Source organism: Escherichia sp. XD33 (assembly GCF_019375075.1).
GTDB lineage: Bacteria > Pseudomonadota > Gammaproteobacteria > Enterobacterales > Enterobacteriaceae > Enterobacter > Enterobacter flexneri_A.
The window spans coordinates 1-17,687 of record NZ_JAENDM010000038.1 but is presented as its reverse complement, the minus strand read 5'-3'; the positions used below and the strand labels follow the sequence as shown (position 1 = coordinate 17,687).

The 17,687-nt window shown below is 51.4% G+C and carries 15 protein-coding genes; 14 read left to right on the top strand and 1 reads right to left on the bottom strand.

What is annotated here, in order from left to right:
• The first annotated feature begins 7 nt into the window (after positions 1–7).
• From atpA to bglB, 14 genes are all read left to right on the top strand, one after another.
• The gene (gene atpA / locus K0778_RS18615; RefSeq protein WP_001176745.1) at positions 8–1,549 is read left to right on the top strand and encodes a F0F1 ATP synthase subunit alpha; all 1,542 of its coding nucleotides are present in this window, start codon (positions 8–10) and stop codon (positions 1,547–1,549) included.
• Positions 1,550–1,599: 50 nt separating this feature from the next.
• Positions 1,600–2,463 (top strand): F0F1 ATP synthase subunit gamma, encoded by an 864-nt coding sequence (atpG, locus tag K0778_RS18610; protein WP_000896498.1) that lies wholly within the window; start codon positions 1,600–1,602, stop codon positions 2,461–2,463.
• Between the two features lie 26 nt (positions 2,464–2,489).
• A complete protein-coding gene (gene atpD / locus K0778_RS18605; RefSeq protein WP_000190506.1) occupies positions 2,490–3,872 on the top strand; it encodes a F0F1 ATP synthase subunit beta in 1,383 nt (460 codons plus the stop codon).
• Between the two features lie 20 nt (positions 3,873–3,892).
• Positions 3,893–4,312 (top strand): F0F1 ATP synthase subunit epsilon, encoded by a 420-nt coding sequence (locus K0778_RS18600; RefSeq protein WP_001251965.1) that lies wholly within the window; start codon positions 3,893–3,895, stop codon positions 4,310–4,312.
• Between the two features lie 352 nt (positions 4,313–4,664).
• Entirely contained in the window at positions 4,665–6,035 is a 1,371-nt protein-coding gene (gene glmU / locus K0778_RS18595) for a bifunctional UDP-N-acetylglucosamine diphosphorylase/glucosamine-1-phosphate N-acetyltransferase GlmU (RefSeq protein WP_000933736.1), read from the top strand.
• A 161-nt stretch (positions 6,036–6,196) separates the two neighbouring features.
• On the top strand, positions 6,197–8,026 hold the full coding sequence (gene glmS / locus K0778_RS18590) for a glutamine--fructose-6-phosphate transaminase (isomerizing) (protein ID WP_000334099.1): 1,830 nt from the start codon (positions 6,197–6,199) through the stop codon (positions 8,024–8,026).
• A 313-nt stretch (positions 8,027–8,339) separates the two neighbouring features.
• Positions 8,340–9,380 (top strand): phosphate ABC transporter substrate-binding protein PstS, encoded by a 1,041-nt coding sequence (gene pstS / locus K0778_RS18585; protein ID WP_000867146.1) that lies wholly within the window; start codon positions 8,340–8,342, stop codon positions 9,378–9,380.
• An 86-nt stretch (positions 9,381–9,466) separates the two neighbouring features.
• Entirely contained in the window at positions 9,467–10,426 is a 960-nt protein-coding gene (pstC, locus tag K0778_RS18580; RefSeq protein WP_000741620.1) for a phosphate ABC transporter permease PstC, read from the top strand.
• On the top strand, positions 10,426–11,316 hold the full coding sequence (pstA, locus tag K0778_RS18575) for a phosphate ABC transporter permease PstA (RefSeq protein WP_001251978.1): 891 nt from the start codon (positions 10,426–10,428) through the stop codon (positions 11,314–11,316). The genes pstC and pstA overlap by 1 nt, the downstream gene beginning before the upstream one ends.
• A 182-nt stretch (positions 11,317–11,498) precedes the next feature.
• On the top strand, positions 11,499–12,272 hold the full coding sequence (gene pstB / locus K0778_RS18570) for a phosphate ABC transporter ATP-binding protein PstB (protein ID WP_000063125.1): 774 nt from the start codon (positions 11,499–11,501) through the stop codon (positions 12,270–12,272).
• 14 nt (positions 12,273–12,286) lie between these two features.
• A complete protein-coding gene (gene phoU / locus K0778_RS18565) occupies positions 12,287–13,012 on the top strand; it encodes a phosphate signaling complex protein PhoU (RefSeq protein ID WP_000377786.1) in 726 nt (241 codons plus the stop codon).
• Positions 13,013–13,297: 285 nt separating this feature from the next.
• Positions 13,298–14,134: a transcriptional antiterminator BglG gene (gene bglG, locus K0778_RS18560; protein ID WP_001295251.1), complete on the top strand. Its 837-nt coding sequence runs from the start codon at positions 13,298–13,300 to the stop codon at positions 14,132–14,134.
• A 133-nt stretch (positions 14,135–14,267) separates the two neighbouring features.
• Positions 14,268–16,145, top strand: a complete 1,878-nt coding sequence (gene bglF, locus K0778_RS18555; protein ID WP_001618969.1) for a PTS beta-glucoside transporter subunit IIABC — start codon at positions 14,268–14,270, stop codon at positions 16,143–16,145.
• 18 nt (positions 16,146–16,163) lie between these two features.
• The gene (bglB, locus tag K0778_RS18550; RefSeq protein ID WP_306420490.1) at positions 16,164–17,528 is read left to right on the top strand and encodes a 6-phospho-beta-glucosidase BglB; all 1,365 of its coding nucleotides are present in this window, start codon (positions 16,164–16,166) and stop codon (positions 17,526–17,528) included.
• On the opposite strand, the gene K0778_RS18545 is transcribed toward bglB, so the two are convergent.
• Positions 17,463–17,687, bottom strand: a 225-nt coding sequence (locus K0778_RS18545; RefSeq protein WP_024169623.1) for an IS1 family transposase, incomplete at its 5' end; no start/stop codon positions are given. The genes bglB and K0778_RS18545 overlap by 66 nt on opposite strands.

The window sequence follows — 17,687 nt, the reverse complement described above, 5'->3', positions numbered from 1 at the left end:
CTGGAGCATGCAACTGAATTCCACCGAAATCAGCGAACTGATCAAGCAGCGCATTGCTCAGTTCAATGTTGTGAGTGAAGCTCACAACGAAGGTACTATTGTTTCTGTAAGTGACGGTGTTATCCGCATTCACGGCCTGGCCGATTGTATGCAGGGTGAAATGATCTCCCTGCCGGGTAACCGTTACGCTATCGCACTGAACCTCGAGCGCGACTCTGTAGGTGCGGTTGTTATGGGTCCGTACGCTGACCTTGCCGAAGGCATGAAAGTTAAGTGTACTGGCCGTATCCTGGAAGTTCCGGTTGGCCGTGGCCTGCTGGGCCGTGTGGTTAACACTCTGGGTGCACCAATCGACGGTAAAGGTCCGCTGGATCACGACGGCTTCTCTGCTGTAGAAGCAATCGCTCCGGGCGTTATCGAACGTCAGTCCGTAGATCAGCCGGTACAGACCGGTTATAAAGCCGTTGACTCCATGATCCCAATCGGTCGTGGTCAGCGTGAATTGATCATCGGTGACCGTCAGACAGGTAAAACCGCACTGGCTATCGATGCCATCATCAACCAGCGCGATTCCGGTATCAAATGTATCTATGTCGCTATCGGCCAGAAAGCGTCCACCATTTCTAACGTGGTACGTAAACTGGAAGAGCACGGCGCACTGGCTAACACCATCGTTGTGGTAGCAACCGCGTCTGAATCCGCTGCACTGCAATACCTGGCACCGTATGCCGGTTGCGCAATGGGCGAATACTTCCGTGACCGCGGTGAAGATGCGCTGATCATTTACGATGACCTGTCTAAACAGGCTGTTGCTTACCGTCAGATCTCCCTGCTGCTCCGTCGTCCGCCAGGACGTGAAGCATTCCCGGGCGACGTTTTCTACCTCCACTCTCGTCTGCTGGAGCGTGCTGCACGTGTTAACGCCGAATACGTTGAAGCCTTCACCAAAGGTGAAGTGAAAGGGAAAACCGGTTCTCTGACCGCACTGCCGATTATCGAAACTCAGGCGGGTGACGTTTCTGCGTTCGTTCCGACCAACGTAATCTCCATTACCGATGGTCAGATCTTCCTGGAAACCAACCTGTTCAACGCCGGTATTCGTCCTGCGGTTAACCCGGGTATTTCCGTATCCCGTGTTGGTGGTGCAGCACAGACCAAGATCATGAAAAAACTGTCCGGTGGTATCCGTACCGCTCTGGCACAGTATCGTGAACTGGCAGCGTTCTCTCAGTTTGCATCCGACCTTGACGATGCAACACGTAAGCAGCTTGACCACGGTCAGAAAGTGACCGAACTGCTGAAACAGAAACAGTATGCGCCGATGTCCGTTGCGCAGCAGTCTCTGGTTCTGTTCGCAGCAGAACGTGGTTACCTGGCGGATGTTGAACTGTCGAAAATTGGCAGCTTCGAAGCCGCTCTGCTGGCTTACGTCGACCGTGATCACGCTCCGTTGATGCAAGAGATCAACCAGACCGGTGGCTACAACGACGAAATCGAAGGCAAGCTGAAAGGCATCCTCGATTCCTTCAAAGCAACCCAATCCTGGTAACGTCTGGCGGCTTGCCTTAGGGCAGGCCGCAAGGCATTGAGGAGAAGCTCATGGCCGGCGCAAAAGAGATACGTAGTAAGATCGCAAGCGTCCAGAACACGCAAAAGATCACTAAAGCGATGGAGATGGTCGCCGCTTCCAAAATGCGTAAATCGCAGGATCGCATGGCGGCCAGCCGTCCTTATGCAGAAACCATGCGCAAAGTGATTGGTCACCTTGCACACGGTAATCTGGAATATAAGCACCCTTACCTGGAAGACCGCGACGTTAAACGCGTGGGCTACCTGGTGGTGTCGACCGACCGTGGTTTGTGCGGTGGTTTGAACATTAACCTGTTCAAAAAACTGCTGGCGGAAATGAAGACCTGGACCGACAAAGGCGTTCAATGCGACCTCGCAATGATCGGCTCGAAAGGCGTGTCGTTCTTCAACTCCGTGGGCGGCAATGTTGTTGCCCAGGTCACCGGCATGGGGGATAACCCTTCCCTGTCCGAACTGATCGGTCCGGTAAAAGTGATGTTGCAGGCCTACGACGAAGGCCGTCTGGACAAGCTTTACATTGTCAGCAACAAATTTATTAACACCATGTCTCAGGTTCCGACCATCAGCCAGCTGCTGCCGTTACCGGCATCAGATGATGATGATCTGAAACATAAATCCTGGGATTACCTGTACGAACCCGATCCGAAGGCGTTGCTGGATACCCTGCTGCGTCGTTATGTCGAATCTCAGGTTTATCAGGGCGTGGTTGAAAACCTGGCCAGCGAGCAGGCCGCCCGTATGGTGGCGATGAAAGCCGCGACCGACAATGGCGGCAGCCTGATTAAAGAGCTGCAGTTGGTATACAACAAAGCTCGTCAGGCCAGCATTACTCAGGAACTCACCGAGATCGTCTCGGGGGCCGCCGCGGTTTAAACAGGTTATTTCGTAGAGGATTTAAGATGGCTACTGGAAAGATTGTCCAGGTAATCGGCGCCGTAGTTGACGTCGAATTCCCTCAGGATGCCGTACCGCGCGTGTACGATGCTCTTGAGGTGCAAAATGGTAATGAGCGTCTGGTGCTGGAAGTTCAGCAGCAGCTCGGCGGCGGTATCGTACGTACCATCGCAATGGGTTCCTCCGACGGTCTGCGTCGCGGTCTGGATGTAAAAGACCTCGAACACCCGATTGAAGTCCCGGTAGGTAAAGCGACTCTGGGCCGTATCATGAACGTACTGGGTGAACCGGTCGACATGAAAGGCGAGATCGGTGAAGAAGAGCGTTGGGCGATTCACCGCGCAGCACCTTCCTACGAAGAGCTGTCAAACTCTCAGGAACTGCTGGAAACCGGTATCAAAGTTATCGACCTGATGTGTCCGTTCGCTAAGGGCGGTAAAGTTGGTCTGTTCGGTGGTGCGGGTGTAGGTAAAACCGTAAACATGATGGAGCTCATTCGTAACATCGCGATCGAGCACTCCGGTTACTCTGTGTTTGCGGGCGTAGGTGAACGTACTCGTGAGGGTAACGACTTCTACCACGAAATGACCGACTCCAACGTTATCGACAAAGTATCCCTGGTGTATGGCCAGATGAACGAGCCGCCGGGAAACCGTCTGCGCGTTGCTCTGACCGGTCTGACCATGGCTGAGAAATTCCGTGACGAAGGTCGTGACGTTCTGCTGTTCGTTGACAACATCTATCGTTACACCCTGGCCGGTACGGAAGTATCCGCACTGCTGGGCCGTATGCCTTCAGCGGTAGGTTATCAGCCGACCCTGGCGGAAGAGATGGGCGTTCTGCAGGAACGTATCACCTCCACCAAAACTGGTTCTATCACCTCCGTACAGGCAGTATACGTACCTGCGGATGACTTGACTGACCCGTCTCCGGCAACCACCTTTGCGCACCTTGACGCAACCGTGGTACTGAGCCGTCAGATCGCGTCTCTGGGTATCTACCCGGCCGTTGACCCGCTGGACTCCACCAGCCGTCAGCTGGACCCGCTGGTGGTTGGTCAGGAACACTACGACACCGCGCGTGGCGTTCAGTCCATCCTGCAACGTTATCAGGAACTGAAAGACATCATCGCCATCCTGGGTATGGATGAACTGTCTGAAGAAGACAAACTGGTGGTAGCGCGTGCTCGTAAGATCCAGCGCTTCCTGTCCCAGCCGTTCTTCGTGGCAGAAGTATTCACCGGTTCTCCGGGTAAATACGTCTCCCTGAAAGACACCATCCGTGGCTTTAAAGGCATCATGGAAGGCGAATACGATCACCTGCCGGAGCAGGCGTTCTACATGGTCGGTTCCATCGAAGAAGCTGTGGAAAAAGCCAAAAAACTTTAACGCCTTAATCGGAGGGTGATATGGCAATGACTTACCACCTGGACGTCGTCAGCGCAGAGCAACAAATGTTCTCTGGTCTGGTCGAGAAAATCCAGGTAACGGGTAGCGAAGGTGAACTGGGGATCTACCCTGGCCACGCACCGCTGCTCACCGCCATTAAGCCTGGTATGATTCGCATCGTGAAACAGCACGGTCACGAAGAGTTTATCTATCTGTCTGGCGGCATTCTTGAAGTGCAGCCTGGCAACGTGACCGTTCTGGCCGACACCGCAATTCGCGGCCAGGATCTCGACGAAGCGCGAGCCATGGAAGCGAAACGTAAGGCTGAAGAGCACATTAGCAGCTCTCACGGCGACGTAGATTACGCTCAGGCGTCTGCGGAACTGGCCAAAGCGATCGCGCAGCTGCGCGTTATCGAGTTGACCAAAAAAGCGATGTAACACCGGCTTGAAAAGCACAAAAGCCAGTCTGGAAACAGGCTGGCTTTTTTTTGCGCGTGTGACCCGTCCTGAATAGCGTTCACATAGATCCTGCTGATATAAAACCCCCCTGTTTTCCTGTTTATTCATTGATCGAAATAAGAGCAAAAACATCCACCTGACGCTTAAATTAAGGTACTGCCTTAATTTTCTGCAGACAAAAGGCGTGACGATGGTCGAAAATGGCGCTTTCGTCAGCGGGGATAATCCGTTATTGAACAATTTATCCTCTGTCCATTTCACGATGAAAAAAATGTAGTTTTTTCAAGGTGAAGCGGTTTAAATTCGTTCTCAAATTACAGTCAGGACGCGTATGTTGAATAATGCTATGAGCGTAGTGATCCTTGCCGCAGGCAAAGGCACGCGCATGTATTCCGATCTTCCGAAAGTGCTGCATACCCTTGCCGGGAAAGCGATGGTTCAGCATGTCATTGATGCTGCGAATGAATTAGGCGCAGCGCACGTTCACTTGGTGTACGGTCACGGCGGCGATCTGCTAAAACAGGCGCTGAAAGACGACAACCTTAACTGGGTGCTTCAGGCAGAGCAGCTGGGTACGGGTCATGCAATGCAGCAGGCCGCACCTTTCTTTGCCGATGATGAAGACATTTTAATGCTCTACGGCGACGTGCCGCTGATCTCTGTCGAAACACTCCAGCGTCTGCGTGATGCTAAACCGCAGGGTGGCATTGGTCTGCTGACGGTGAAACTGGATGATCCGACCGGTTATGGACGTATCACCCGTGAAAACGGCAAAGTTACCGGCATTGTTGAGCACAAAGATGCCACCGACGAGCAGCGTCAGATTCAGGAGATCAACACCGGCATTCTGATTGCCAACGGCGCAGATATGAAACGCTGGCTGGCGAAGCTGACCAACAATAATGCTCAGGGCGAATACTACATCACCGACATTATTGCGCTGGCGTATCAGGAAGGGCGTGAAATCGTCGCCGTTCATCCGCAACGTTTAAGCGAAGTAGAAGGCGTGAATAACCGCCTGCAACTCTCCCGTCTGGAGCGTGTTTATCAGTCCGAACAGGCTGAAAAACTGCTGTTAGCAGGCGTTATGCTGCGCGATCCAGCGCGTTTTGATCTGCGTGGTACGCTAACTCACGGGCGCGATGTTGAAATTGATACTAACGTTATCATCGAGGGCAACGTGACTCTCGGTCATCGCGTGAAAATTGGCACCGGTTGCGTGATTAAAAACAGCGTGATTGGCGATGATTGCGAAATCAGTCCGTATACCGTTGTGGAAGATGCGAATCTGGCAGCGGCCTGTACCATTGGCCCGTTTGCCCGTTTGCGTCCTGGTGCTGAGTTGCTGGAAGGTGCTCACGTCGGTAACTTCGTTGAGATGAAAAAAGCGCGTCTGGGTAAAGGCTCGAAAGCTGGTCATCTGACTTACCTGGGCGATGCGGAAATTGGCGATAACGTTAACATCGGCGCGGGAACCATTACCTGCAACTACGATGGTGCGAATAAATTTAAGACCATTATCGGCGACGATGTGTTTGTTGGTTCCGACACTCAGCTGGTGGCCCCGGTAACAGTAGGCAAAGGCGCGACCATTGCTGCGGGTACAACTGTGACGCGTAATGTCGGCGAAAATGCATTAGCTATCAGCCGTGTGCCGCAGACTCAGAAAGAAGGCTGGCGTCGTCCGGTAAAGAAAAAGTGATTCTGGCCGGCTAACCCGGTCACATGGGATGAGGAGATAACATAATCTCCCTCCCACAAGCAGTAACTATAAAAATAACCCCACTCTCTACAAGGCTCGGGGCGCCCGAAAAAACGGGCATACAGGTTGACCGACAACGATATAAATCGGAATCAAAAACTATGTGTGGAATTGTTGGCGCGATCGCGCAACGTGATGTAGCAGAAATCCTTCTTGAAGGTTTACGTCGTCTGGAATACCGCGGATATGACTCTGCCGGTCTGGCCGTTGTTGATGCAGAAGGTCATATGACCCGCCTGCGTCGCCTCGGTAAAGTCCAGATGCTGGCACAGGCAGCGGAAGAACATCCTCTGCATGGCGGCACTGGTATTGCTCACACTCGCTGGGCGACCCACGGTGAACCTTCAGAAGTGAATGCGCATCCGCATGTTTCTGAACACATTGTGGTGGTGCATAACGGCATCATCGAAAACCATGAACCGCTGCGTGAAGAGCTAAAAGCGCGTGGCTATACCTTCGTTTCTGAAACCGACACCGAAGTGATTGCCCATCTGGTGAACTGGGAGCTGAAACAAGGCGGGACTCTGCGTGAGGCCGTTCTGCGTGCTATCCCGCAGCTGCGTGGTGCGTACGGTACAGTGATCATGGACTCCCGTCACCCGGATACCCTGCTGGCGGCACGTTCTGGTAGTCCGCTGGTGATTGGCCTGGGGATGGGCGAAAACTTTATCGCTTCTGACCAGCTGGCGCTGTTGCCGGTGACCCGTCGCTTTATCTTCCTTGAAGAGGGCGATATTGCGGAAATCACTCGCCGTTCGGTAAACATCTTCGATAAAACTGGCGCGGAAGTAAAACGTCAGGATATCGAATCCAATCTGCAATATGACGCGGGCGATAAAGGCATTTACCGTCACTACATGCAGAAAGAGATCTACGAACAGCCGAACGCGATCAAAAACACCCTTACCGGACGCATCAGCCACGGTCAGGTTGATTTAAGCGAGCTGGGACCGAACGCCGACGAACTGCTGTCGAAGGTTGAGCATATTCAGATCCTCGCCTGTGGTACTTCTTATAACTCCGGTATGGTTTCCCGCTACTGGTTTGAATCGCTAGCAGGTATTCCGTGCGACGTCGAAATCGCCTCTGAATTCCGCTATCGCAAATCTGCCGTGCGTCGTAACAGCCTGATGATCACCTTGTCACAGTCTGGCGAAACCGCGGATACCCTGGCTGGCCTGCGTCTGTCGAAAGAGCTGGGTTACCTTGGTTCACTGGCAATCTGTAACGTTCCGGGTTCTTCTCTGGTGCGCGAATCCGATCTGGCGCTAATGACCAACGCGGGTACAGAAATCGGCGTGGCATCCACTAAAGCATTCACCACTCAGTTAACTGTGCTGTTGATGCTGGTGGCGAAGCTGTCTCGCCTGAAAGGTCTGGATGCCTCCATTGAACATGACATCGTGCATGGTCTGCAGGCGCTGCCGAGCCGTATTGAGCAGATGCTGTCTCAGGACAAACGCATTGAAGCGCTGGCAGAAGATTTCTCTGACAAACATCACGCGCTGTTCCTGGGCCGTGGCGATCAGTACCCAATCGCGCTGGAAGGCGCATTGAAGTTGAAAGAGATCTCTTACATTCACGCTGAAGCCTACGCTGCTGGCGAACTGAAACACGGTCCGCTGGCGCTAATTGATGCCGATATGCCGGTTATTGTTGTTGCACCGAACAACGAATTGCTGGAAAAACTGAAATCCAACATTGAAGAAGTTCGCGCGCGTGGCGGTCAGTTGTATGTCTTCGCCGATCAGGATGCGGGTTTTGTAAGTAGCGATAACATGCACATCATCGAGATGCCGCATGTGGAAGAGGTGATTGCACCGATCTTCTACACCGTTCCGCTGCAGCTGCTGGCTTACCATGTCGCGCTGATCAAAGGCACCGACGTTGACCAGCCGCGTAACCTGGCAAAATCGGTTACGGTTGAGTAATAAATGGATGCCCTGCGTAAGCGGGGCATTTTTCTTCCTGTTATGTTTTTAATCAAACATCCTGCCAACTCCATGTGACAAACCGTCATCTTCGGCTACTTTTTCTCTGTCACAGAATGAAAATTTTTCTGTCATCTCTTCGTTATTAATGTTTGTAATTGACTGAATATCAACGCTTATTTAAATCAGACTGAAGACTTTATCTCTCTGTCATAAAACTGTCATATTCCTTACATATAACTGTCACCTGTTTGTCCTATTTTGCTTCTCGTAGCCAACAAACAATGCTTTATGAATCCTCCCAGGAGACATTATGAAAGTTATGCGTACCACCGTCGCAACTGTTGTCGCCGCGACCTTATCGATGAGTGCTTTCTCTGTGTTTGCAGAAGCAAGCCTGACAGGTGCAGGTGCAACCTTCCCTGCGCCGGTGTATGCCAAATGGGCTGACACTTACCAGAAAGAAACCGGTAATAAAGTTAACTACCAGGGTATCGGTTCTTCCGGTGGCGTAAAACAGATTATCGCTAATACCGTTGATTTTGGTGCCTCTGACGCGCCGCTGTCTGACGAAAAACTGGCTCAGGAAGGTCTGTTCCAGTTCCCGACCGTGATTGGCGGCGTGGTGCTGGCGGTTAACATTCCAGGGCTGAAGTCTGGCGAACTGGTGCTGGATGGTAAAACCCTCGGCGACATCTACCTGGGCAAAATCAAGAAGTGGGATGATGAAGCCATCGCCAAACTGAATCCGGGTCTGAAACTGCCTTCACAAAACATTGCTGTAGTACGCCGCGCAGATGGCTCCGGGACTTCCTTCGTCTTCACCAGCTACCTGGCGAAAGTGAACGAAGAGTGGAAAAACAACGTTGGTACTGGCTCTACCGTAAAATGGCCGATCGGTCTGGGCGGTAAAGGTAACGACGGTATCGCCGCGTTCGTTCAGCGTCTGCCGGGTGCAATTGGTTATGTTGAATATGCTTACGCGAAGCAGAACAACCTGGCGTACACCAAACTGATCTCCGCTGATGGTAAACCGGTTAGTCCGACCGAAGAAAACTTCGCTAATGCAGCAAAAGGTGCAGACTGGAGCAAAACCTTCGCTCAGGATCTGACCAACCAGAAAGGCGAAGATGCATGGCCTATTACCTCTACCACGTTCATTCTGATCCACAAAGATCAGAAGAAACCAGAACAAGGCACAGAAGTGCTGAAATTCTTCGACTGGGCGTACAAAACCGGGGCTAAACAGGCGAACGACCTGGATTACGCCAGCCTGCCGGATAGTGTAGTTGAACAGGTTCGCGCTGCGTGGAAGACCAATATTAAAGACAGTAGCGGTAAGCCGCTGTACTAATAAAACTCCAGGCCGGGTACGGTGTTTTACGCCGCATCCGGCATTACAAAATGACTTTGTAAACGCGTTTAACTGAAGAGTAACTTATGGCTGCAACCAAGCCTGCTTTTAACCCACCGGGTAAAAAGGGCGACATAATTTTCAGCGTGCTGGTAAAACTGGCGGCGCTGATTGTGCTATTGATGTTGGGTGGCATTATTGTCTCTCTGATCATCTCCTCCTGGCCGAGCATTCAGAAATTTGGTCTGGCTTTCCTGTGGACCAAAGAGTGGGATGCACCGAACGATATCTACGGGGCGTTGGTGCCGATCTACGGTACGCTGGTGACTTCGTTTATCGCGCTGCTGATCGCCGTCCCGGTGAGTTTCGGTATCGCCCTGTTCCTGACTGAGCTTGCGCCCGGCTGGCTGAAACGCCCGCTGGGTATCGCCATTGAGCTGCTGGCAGCCATTCCAAGTATCGTTTACGGCATGTGGGGCCTGTTTATCTTTGCGCCGCTGTTCGCCGTTTACTTCCAGGAGCCGGTCGGCAATATCATGTCGAATATTCCGATTGTTGGCGCGCTGTTCTCTGGCCCTGCATTTGGTATCGGTATCCTCGCGGCAGGCGTGATCCTCGCCATCATGATTATTCCGTACATTGCGGCGGTAATGCGCGATGTGTTCGAACAAACCCCGGTGATGATGAAAGAGTCGGCCTACGGTATTGGCTGCACCACCTGGGAAGTTATCTGGCGTATCGTTCTTCCGTTCACCAAAAATGGTGTTATCGGCGGCATCATGCTGGGGCTGGGCCGCGCGCTCGGTGAAACCATGGCGGTGACCTTTATCATCGGTAACACCTACCAGCTCGACAGCGCCTCGCTGTATATGCCGGGCAACAGTATCACCTCTGCACTGGCGAACGAATTTGCGGAAGCGGAATCCGGTCTGCACGTTGCCGCACTGATGGAACTGGGCCTGATCCTGTTTGTGATTACCTTCATCGTCCTCGCCGCATCGAAGTTTATGATTATGCGCCTGGCTAAGAATGAGGGGGCACGCTAATGGCTATGGTTGAAATGCAAACCAATGCGGCGCTGGCTGAATCCCGCCGCAAAATGCAGGCGCGTCGCCGCCTCAAGAACCGTATTGCACTGACGCTCTCAATGGCGACGATGGCCTTCGGTCTGTTCTGGCTGATCTGGATTTTAATGTCCACCATCACCCGCGGTATCGACGGTATGTCGCTGGCGCTGTTCACTGAAATGACGCCGCCGCCCAATACGGAAGGTGGTGGTCTGGCGAACGCCCTGGCAGGTAGCGGCCTGTTAATTTTGTGGGCCACGGTATTCGGTACGCCGCTGGGCATTATGGCGGGGATTTATCTGGCTGAATATGGTCGTAAATCCTGGCTGGCAGAAGTGATTCGCTTCATTAACGACATTCTGCTCTCTGCGCCATCGATTGTGGTTGGTCTGTTTGTTTACACCATTGTGGTGGCGCAGATGGAGCACTTCTCCGGCTGGGCGGGCGTGATTGCGCTGGCGCTGTTGCAGGTGCCGATTGTTATCCGCACCACCGAGAACATGCTGAAACTGGTGCCGGACAGCCTGCGTGAAGCGGCTTATGCGCTGGGTACACCGAAGTGGAAGATGATCTCCGCGATCACGCTGAAAGCGTCGGTGTCCGGGATCATGACCGGTATCCTGCTGGCGATTGCCCGTATTGCTGGTGAAACCGCGCCGCTGCTGTTTACCGCGCTCTCCAACCAGTTCTGGAGCACGGACATGATGCAGCCGATCGCCAACCTGCCGGTGACGATCTTTAAGTTTGCGATGAGCCCGTTTGCGGAATGGCAGCAGCTGGCCTGGGCCGGGGTATTGATCATTACCCTGTGCGTACTGCTGCTGAACATTCTGGCGCGCGTTGTTTTCGCGAAGAATAAACACGGTTGATATTGCTGACACGGTTTTCCCCTCACCCTAACCCTCTCCCCAGAGGGGCGAGGGGACCGACCGAGCGCCTTTTTGACTCTGTACACGGTTAACACTTTGCCGGATGCGGCGTGAACGCCTGATCCGGCCTACGGTAAGCCTGATTCGCGAAGTGCATCAGGCACGATGAGGAAAAGATTGCAATGAGTATGGTTGAAACTGCCCCGAGTAAAATTCAGGTTCGTAATTTGAACTTCTACTACGGCAAATTCCATGCCCTGAAAAACATCAACCTGGATATCGCTAAAAACCAGGTAACGGCGTTTATCGGGCCGTCCGGCTGCGGTAAATCGACGCTGCTGCGTACCTTCAACAAAATGTTTGAACTGTACCCGGAGCAGCGTGCGGAAGGTGAAATTCTGCTTGATGGCGACAACATCCTGACCAACTCTCAGGATATCGCACTGCTGCGTGCGAAAGTGGGCATGGTGTTCCAGAAACCGACGCCGTTTCCGATGTCCATCTACGACAACATCGCTTTTGGCGTTCGTCTGTTTGAGAAGCTCTCCCGTGCCGACATGGACGAGCGCGTGCAGTGGGCATTGACCAAAGCCGCATTGTGGAACGAAACCAAAGATAAATTGCACCAGAGCGGTTACTCTCTCTCTGGTGGTCAGCAACAGCGTCTGTGTATTGCGCGTGGTATCGCCATTCGCCCGGAAGTGCTGCTGCTCGACGAACCGTGTTCGGCGCTCGACCCTATCTCTACCGGGCGTATTGAAGAGCTGATCACCGAACTGAAGCAGGATTACACCGTGGTGATCGTCACCCACAACATGCAGCAGGCTGCGCGTTGTTCCGACCACACGGCGTTTATGTACCTGGGCGAATTGATTGAGTTCAGCAACACGGACGATCTGTTCACCAAGCCAGCGAAGAAACAAACAGAAGACTACATCACCGGTCGTTACGGTTGATTCAGGAGTGCGTTATGGACAGTCTCAATCTTAATAAACATATTTCCGGCCAGTTCAACGCCGAACTGGAAAGTATCCGCACGCAGGTGATGACCATGGGCGGCATGGTGGAGCAGCAGCTTTCTGATGCAATCACCGCGATGCATAACCAGGACAGCGATCTGGCGAAGCGCGTCATCGAAGGCGACAAGAACGTCAACATGATGGAAGTGGCGATCGATGAAGCCTGCGTGCGCATTATCGCCAAACGTCAGCCGACGGCGAGCGACCTGCGACTGGTTATGGTGATCAGTAAAACCATTGCCGAGCTGGAGCGTATTGGCGACGTGGCGGACAAAATCTGCCGTACTGCGCTGGAGAAATTCTCCCAGCAGCATCAGCCGTTGCTGGTAAGTCTGGAGTCGCTGGGCCGTCATACCATCCAGATGCTGCACGACGTGCTGGACGCGTTCGCGCGGATGGACATTGACGAAGCGGTACGTATTTATCGTGAAGATAAAAAAGTCGATCAGGAATACGAAGGTATTGTTCGTCAACTGATGACCTACATGATGGAAGATTCGCGTACCATTCCGAGCGTACTTACTGCGCTGTTCTGCGCGCGTTCTATCGAACGTATTGGCGACCGCTGCCAGAATATTTGTGAGTTTATCTTCTACTACGTGAAGGGGCAGGATTTCCGTCACGTCGGTGGCGATGAGCTGGATAAACTGCTGGCGGGGAAAGATAGCGACAAATAATTCACCAGACAAATCCCAATAACTTAATTATTGGGATTTGTTATATATAACTTTATAAATTCCTAAAATTACACAAAGTTAATAACTGCGAGCATGGTCATATTTTTATCAATAGCGCATTGCTATTTTCTCTGCACGCAATTAAATTAATTTCCGAACCTGGATGTTCGTTATAAAAACCATTAATAAATGACTGGATTGTTACTGCATTCGCAGGCAAAACCTGACATAACCAGAGAATACTGGTGAAGTCGGGTTTTTTTGTTTATAAAAAAGGTCCTTGCTATGAACATGCAAATCACCAAAATTCTCAACAATAATGTTGTGGTGGTTATTGATGATCAACAGCGGGAAAAAGTCGTCATGGGGCGCGGAATTGGCTTTCAAAAACGCGCTGGCGAAAGAATTAACTCAAGTGGAATAGAAAAAGAGTATGCCTTGAGCAGTCATGAACTGAACGGGCGATTAAGCGAACTCTTAAGTCATATTCCTCTTGAGGTGATGGCAACCTGTGATCGTATTATCTCTTTAGCGCAGGAGCGCTTGGGAAAATTACAGGACAGTATTTATATCTCGCTAACTGACCATTGCCAGTTTGCGATTAAACGCTTTCAGCAAAACGTGTTGCTGCCCAACCCGTTGCTGTGGGATATCCAGCGGCTTTACCCGAAAGAGTTCCAGCTAGGGGAAGAAGCGTTAACCATTATTGATAAACGGTTGGGCGTGCAGTTACCGAAAGATGAAGTGGGCTTTATTGCCATGCATCTGGTCAGTGCCCAAATGAGCGGAAATATGGAGGATGTTGCAGGTGTCACGCAGTTAATGCGCGAAATGCTGCAATTAATAAAATTTCAGTTCAGCCTTAATTACCAGGAAGAAAGCTTGAGTTATCAGCGACTGGTTACACATCTGAAGTTTTTATCCTGGCGTATTCTTGAACATGCTTCAATTAACGATAGTGATGAATCATTACAACAAGCAGTAAAACAAAATTACCCGCAAGCATGGCAATGTGCGGAACGGATCGCCATTTTTATTGGTTTGCAGTATCAACGTAAAATTTCACCCGCAGAGATTATGTTTTTAGCCATAAATATAGAGCGCGTGCGCAAAGAACACTGAAATATTATTACTGAGTAAAGGATTGTTACCGCACTAAGCGGGCAAAACCTGAAAAAAATTGCTTGATTCACGTCAGGCCGTTTTTTTCAGGTTTTTTTTTGGAGTTTTGCCGCAAAGCGGTAGAGGGCAAGTTATGACGGAGTTAGCCAGAAAAATAGTCGCAGGAGTCGGGGGCGCAGATAACATTGTGAGTCTGATGCATTGCGCAACGCGATTACGTTTTAAATTAAAGGATGAAAGCAAAGCGCAAGCAGAGGTACTGAAAAAGACCCCCGGTATTATTATGGTGGTGGAAAGCGGTGGCCAGTTTCAGGTGGTCATAGGTAACCATGTGGCCGATGTCTTCCTGGCGGTTAACAGTGTGGCAGGCCTTGACGAAAAAGCGCAACAGGCACCGGAAAATGATGATAAAGGTAATCTGCTAAACCGCTTTGTTTATGTTATTTCAGGTATTTTTACGCCTCTGATCGGTTTGATGGCGGCAACCGGGATCTTGAAAGGTATGCTGGCTCTGGCGCTCACTTTTCAGTGGACGACCGAACAAAGTGGTACTTATTTAATTTTATTCAGCGCCAGTGATGCCTTGTTTTGGTTCTTCCCGATAATCCTGGGATACACCGCGGGGAAACGCTTCGGCGGTAATCCATTTACTGCCATGGTGATTGGTGGAGCGTTAGTGCATCCATTAATTCTGACTGCTTTCGAGAACGGGCAAAAAGCGGATGCGCTGGGGCTGGATTTCCTGGGTATTCCGGTCACATTGTTGAATTACTCGTCATCGGTTATTCCCATTATTTTTTCTGCCTGGTTGTGCAGCATTCTGGAACGCCGACTTAATGCGTGGTTACCGTCGGCAATCAAAAATTTCTTCACACCATTGCTATGTCTGATGGTTATCACACCCGTCACCTTTCTGCTGGTGGGGCCGCTATCAACCTGGATAAGCGAACTGATTGCCGCCGGTTATCTCTGGCTTTATCAGGCGGTTCCTGCATTTGCGGGCGCGGTAATGGGCGGCTTCTGGCAAATCTTCGTCATGTTCGGACTGCACTGGGGCCTGGTGCCGCTGTGTATCAATAACTTCACCGTGCTGGGCTACGACACCATGATCCCGCTGTTAATGCCCGCCATTATGGCGCAGGTCGGGGCGGCGCTCGGCGTCTTCCTCTGCGAACGCGATGCGCAGAAAAAAGTGGTGGCGGGATCAGCGGCGTTGACGAGTCTGTTTGGTATCACCGAACCAGCGGTATATGGCGTCAACCTGCCGCGTAAGTACCCCTTTGTTATCGCCTGTATCAGTGGGGCTTTGGGGGCCACCATTATTGGCTACGCGCAAACGAAAGTCTACTCCTTTGGTTTGCCAAGTATTTTCACCTTCATGCAAACCATCCCGTCAACGGGAATTGATTTCACCGTCTGGGCCAGCGTTATTGGCGGTGTCATTGCCATCGGTTGCGCATTTGTCGGTACGGTGATGCTTCATTTCATCACCGCTAAACGTCAGCCAGCGCAGGGTGCCCCGCAAGAGAAAACACCAGAGGTTATTACACCACCTGAGCAGGGCGGTATCTGTTCACCGATGACGGGAGAGATTGTGCCGCTCATTCACGTCGCTGATACCACGTTTGCCAGTGGCCTGTTGGGTAAAGGTATTGCCATTCTGCCCTCGGTTGGTGAAGTGCGTTCTCCGGTTGCGGGTCGAATTGCTTCGTTGTTCGCCACATTACACGCCATTGGCATTGAGTCAGATGATGGTGTGGAGATCCTGATTCATGTCGGTATCGACACCGTAAAACTGGACGGCAAATTCTTTTCCGCTCACGTCAACGTGGGTGACAAGGTCAATACAGGCGATCGGCTGATTTCTTTTGATATCCCTGCTATTCGCGAGGCCGGATTTGATGTGACGACGCCGGTATTAATCAGTAATAGCGATGATTTTACAGACGTATTACCCCACGGCACGGCGCAGATAAGCGCAGGTGAACCGCTGTTATCCATCATTCGCTAACGATAAAAGGAGTTAATTATGAAAGCATTTCCAGAAACATTTCTTTGGGGTGGCGCAACAGCTGCCAATCAGGTGGAAGGTGCCTGGCTGGAAGATGGCAAAGGGATTACGACCTCAGATTTACAGCCTCATGGCGTTATGGGAAAAATGGAACCGCGCATCCTGGGGAAAGAGAATATCAAAGATGTCGCCATCGATTTTTATCACCGTTACCCGGAAGATATCGCGTTATTTGCCGAGATGGGCTTCACCTGTCTGCGTATTTCCATTGCCTGGGCGCGAATTTTCCCTCGGGGCGACGAAGCCGAACCGAATGAAGCGGGGTTAGCGTTTTACGATCGGCTGTTTGATGAAATGGCGCAGGCGGGGATCAAGCCGCTGGTAACGTTATCCCATTACGAAATGCCATATGGGCTGGTGAAAAACTACGGCGGTTGGGCTAATCGGGCGGTCATCGATCACTTCGAGCATTACGCCCGCACGGTCTTTACCCGCTACCAACATAAAGTAGCGTTATGGCTGACGTTTAATGAAATCAATATGTCGTTACACGCGCCATTCACGGGCGTGGGGCTGGCAGAAGAGAGTGGCGAGGCGGAAGTTTATCAGGCGATCCATCATCAACTGGTTGCCAGTGCGCGGGCAGTTAAAGCCTGTCATAGCCTGCTCCCCGAAGCGAAAATCGGCAATATGCTTCTCGGTGGGCTGGTTTACCCCCTCACCTGCCAGCCACAGGATATGTTGCAGGCCATGGAAGAGAACCGGCGCTGGATGTTCTTTGGTGATGTTCAGGCGCGTGGCCAGTATCCCGGCTATATGCAGCGTTTCTTCCGCGACCACAATATCACCATTGAGATGACTGAAAGTGACGCAGAAGATTTAAAACATACCGTCGATTTCATCTCTTTTAGTTATTACATGACTGGTTGTGTTTCCCACGACGAAAGCATTAATAAAAATGCGCAGGGCAACATACTGAATATGATCCCCAATCCGCATCTGAAAAGTTCAGAGTGGGGGTGGCAAATTGATCCGGTTGGATTACGGGTTCTGTTAAATACGCTTTGGGATCGTTATCAAAAACCGTTATTTATTGTCGAGAACGGATTAGGCGCAAAAGACAGCGTTGAAGCGGATGGTTCGATACAGGACGATTATCGAATTGCCTATTTAAACGATCACCTGGTACAGGTAAATGAAGCGATTGCCGATGGTGTGGATATTATGGGGTACACCAGTTGGGGGCCAATTGATTTAGTCAGTGCATCTCATTCACAAATGTCTAAGCGCTACGGCTTTATTGGTAATGACTCCAACTTATTGATAGTGTTTTATGTTCAGATAATGCCCGATGACTTTGTCATGCAGCTCCACCGATTTTGAGAACGACAGTGACTTCCGTCCCAGCCTTGCCAGATGTTGTCTCAGATTCAGGTTATGCCGCTCAATTCGCTGAGTGTAACGCTTGCTGATTACGTGCAGCTTTCCCTTCAGGCGGGATTCATACAGCGGCCAGCCATCCGTCATCCATACCACGACCTC

What these genes read in the sequence shown, in the direction of transcription:
- atpA (WP_001176745.1), top strand. Translation starts at nt 8, where the DNA reads ATGCAACTGAATTCCACCGAAATCAGCGAACTGATCAAGCAGCGCATT.
- atpG (WP_000896498.1), top strand. Translation starts at nt 1,600, where the DNA reads ATGGCCGGCGCAAAAGAGATACGTAGTAAGATCGCAAGCGTCCAGAAC.
- atpD (WP_000190506.1), top strand. Translation starts at nt 2,490, where the DNA reads ATGGCTACTGGAAAGATTGTCCAGGTAATCGGCGCCGTAGTTGACGTC.
- K0778_RS18600 (WP_001251965.1), top strand. Translation starts at nt 3,893, where the DNA reads ATGGCAATGACTTACCACCTGGACGTCGTCAGCGCAGAGCAACAAATG.
- glmU (WP_000933736.1), top strand. Translation starts at nt 4,665, where the DNA reads ATGTTGAATAATGCTATGAGCGTAGTGATCCTTGCCGCAGGCAAAGGC.
- glmS (WP_000334099.1), top strand. Translation starts at nt 6,197, where the DNA reads ATGTGTGGAATTGTTGGCGCGATCGCGCAACGTGATGTAGCAGAAATC.
- pstS (WP_000867146.1), top strand. Translation starts at nt 8,340, where the DNA reads ATGAAAGTTATGCGTACCACCGTCGCAACTGTTGTCGCCGCGACCTTA.
- pstC (WP_000741620.1), top strand. Translation starts at nt 9,467, where the DNA reads ATGGCTGCAACCAAGCCTGCTTTTAACCCACCGGGTAAAAAGGGCGAC.
- pstA (WP_001251978.1), top strand. Translation starts at nt 10,426, where the DNA reads ATGGCTATGGTTGAAATGCAAACCAATGCGGCGCTGGCTGAATCCCGC.
- pstB (WP_000063125.1), top strand. Translation starts at nt 11,499, where the DNA reads ATGAGTATGGTTGAAACTGCCCCGAGTAAAATTCAGGTTCGTAATTTG.
- phoU (WP_000377786.1), top strand. Translation starts at nt 12,287, where the DNA reads ATGGACAGTCTCAATCTTAATAAACATATTTCCGGCCAGTTCAACGCC.
- bglG (WP_001295251.1), top strand. Translation starts at nt 13,298, where the DNA reads ATGAACATGCAAATCACCAAAATTCTCAACAATAATGTTGTGGTGGTT.
- bglF (WP_001618969.1), top strand. Translation starts at nt 14,268, where the DNA reads ATGACGGAGTTAGCCAGAAAAATAGTCGCAGGAGTCGGGGGCGCAGAT.
- bglB (WP_306420490.1), top strand. Translation starts at nt 16,164, where the DNA reads ATGAAAGCATTTCCAGAAACATTTCTTTGGGGTGGCGCAACAGCTGCC.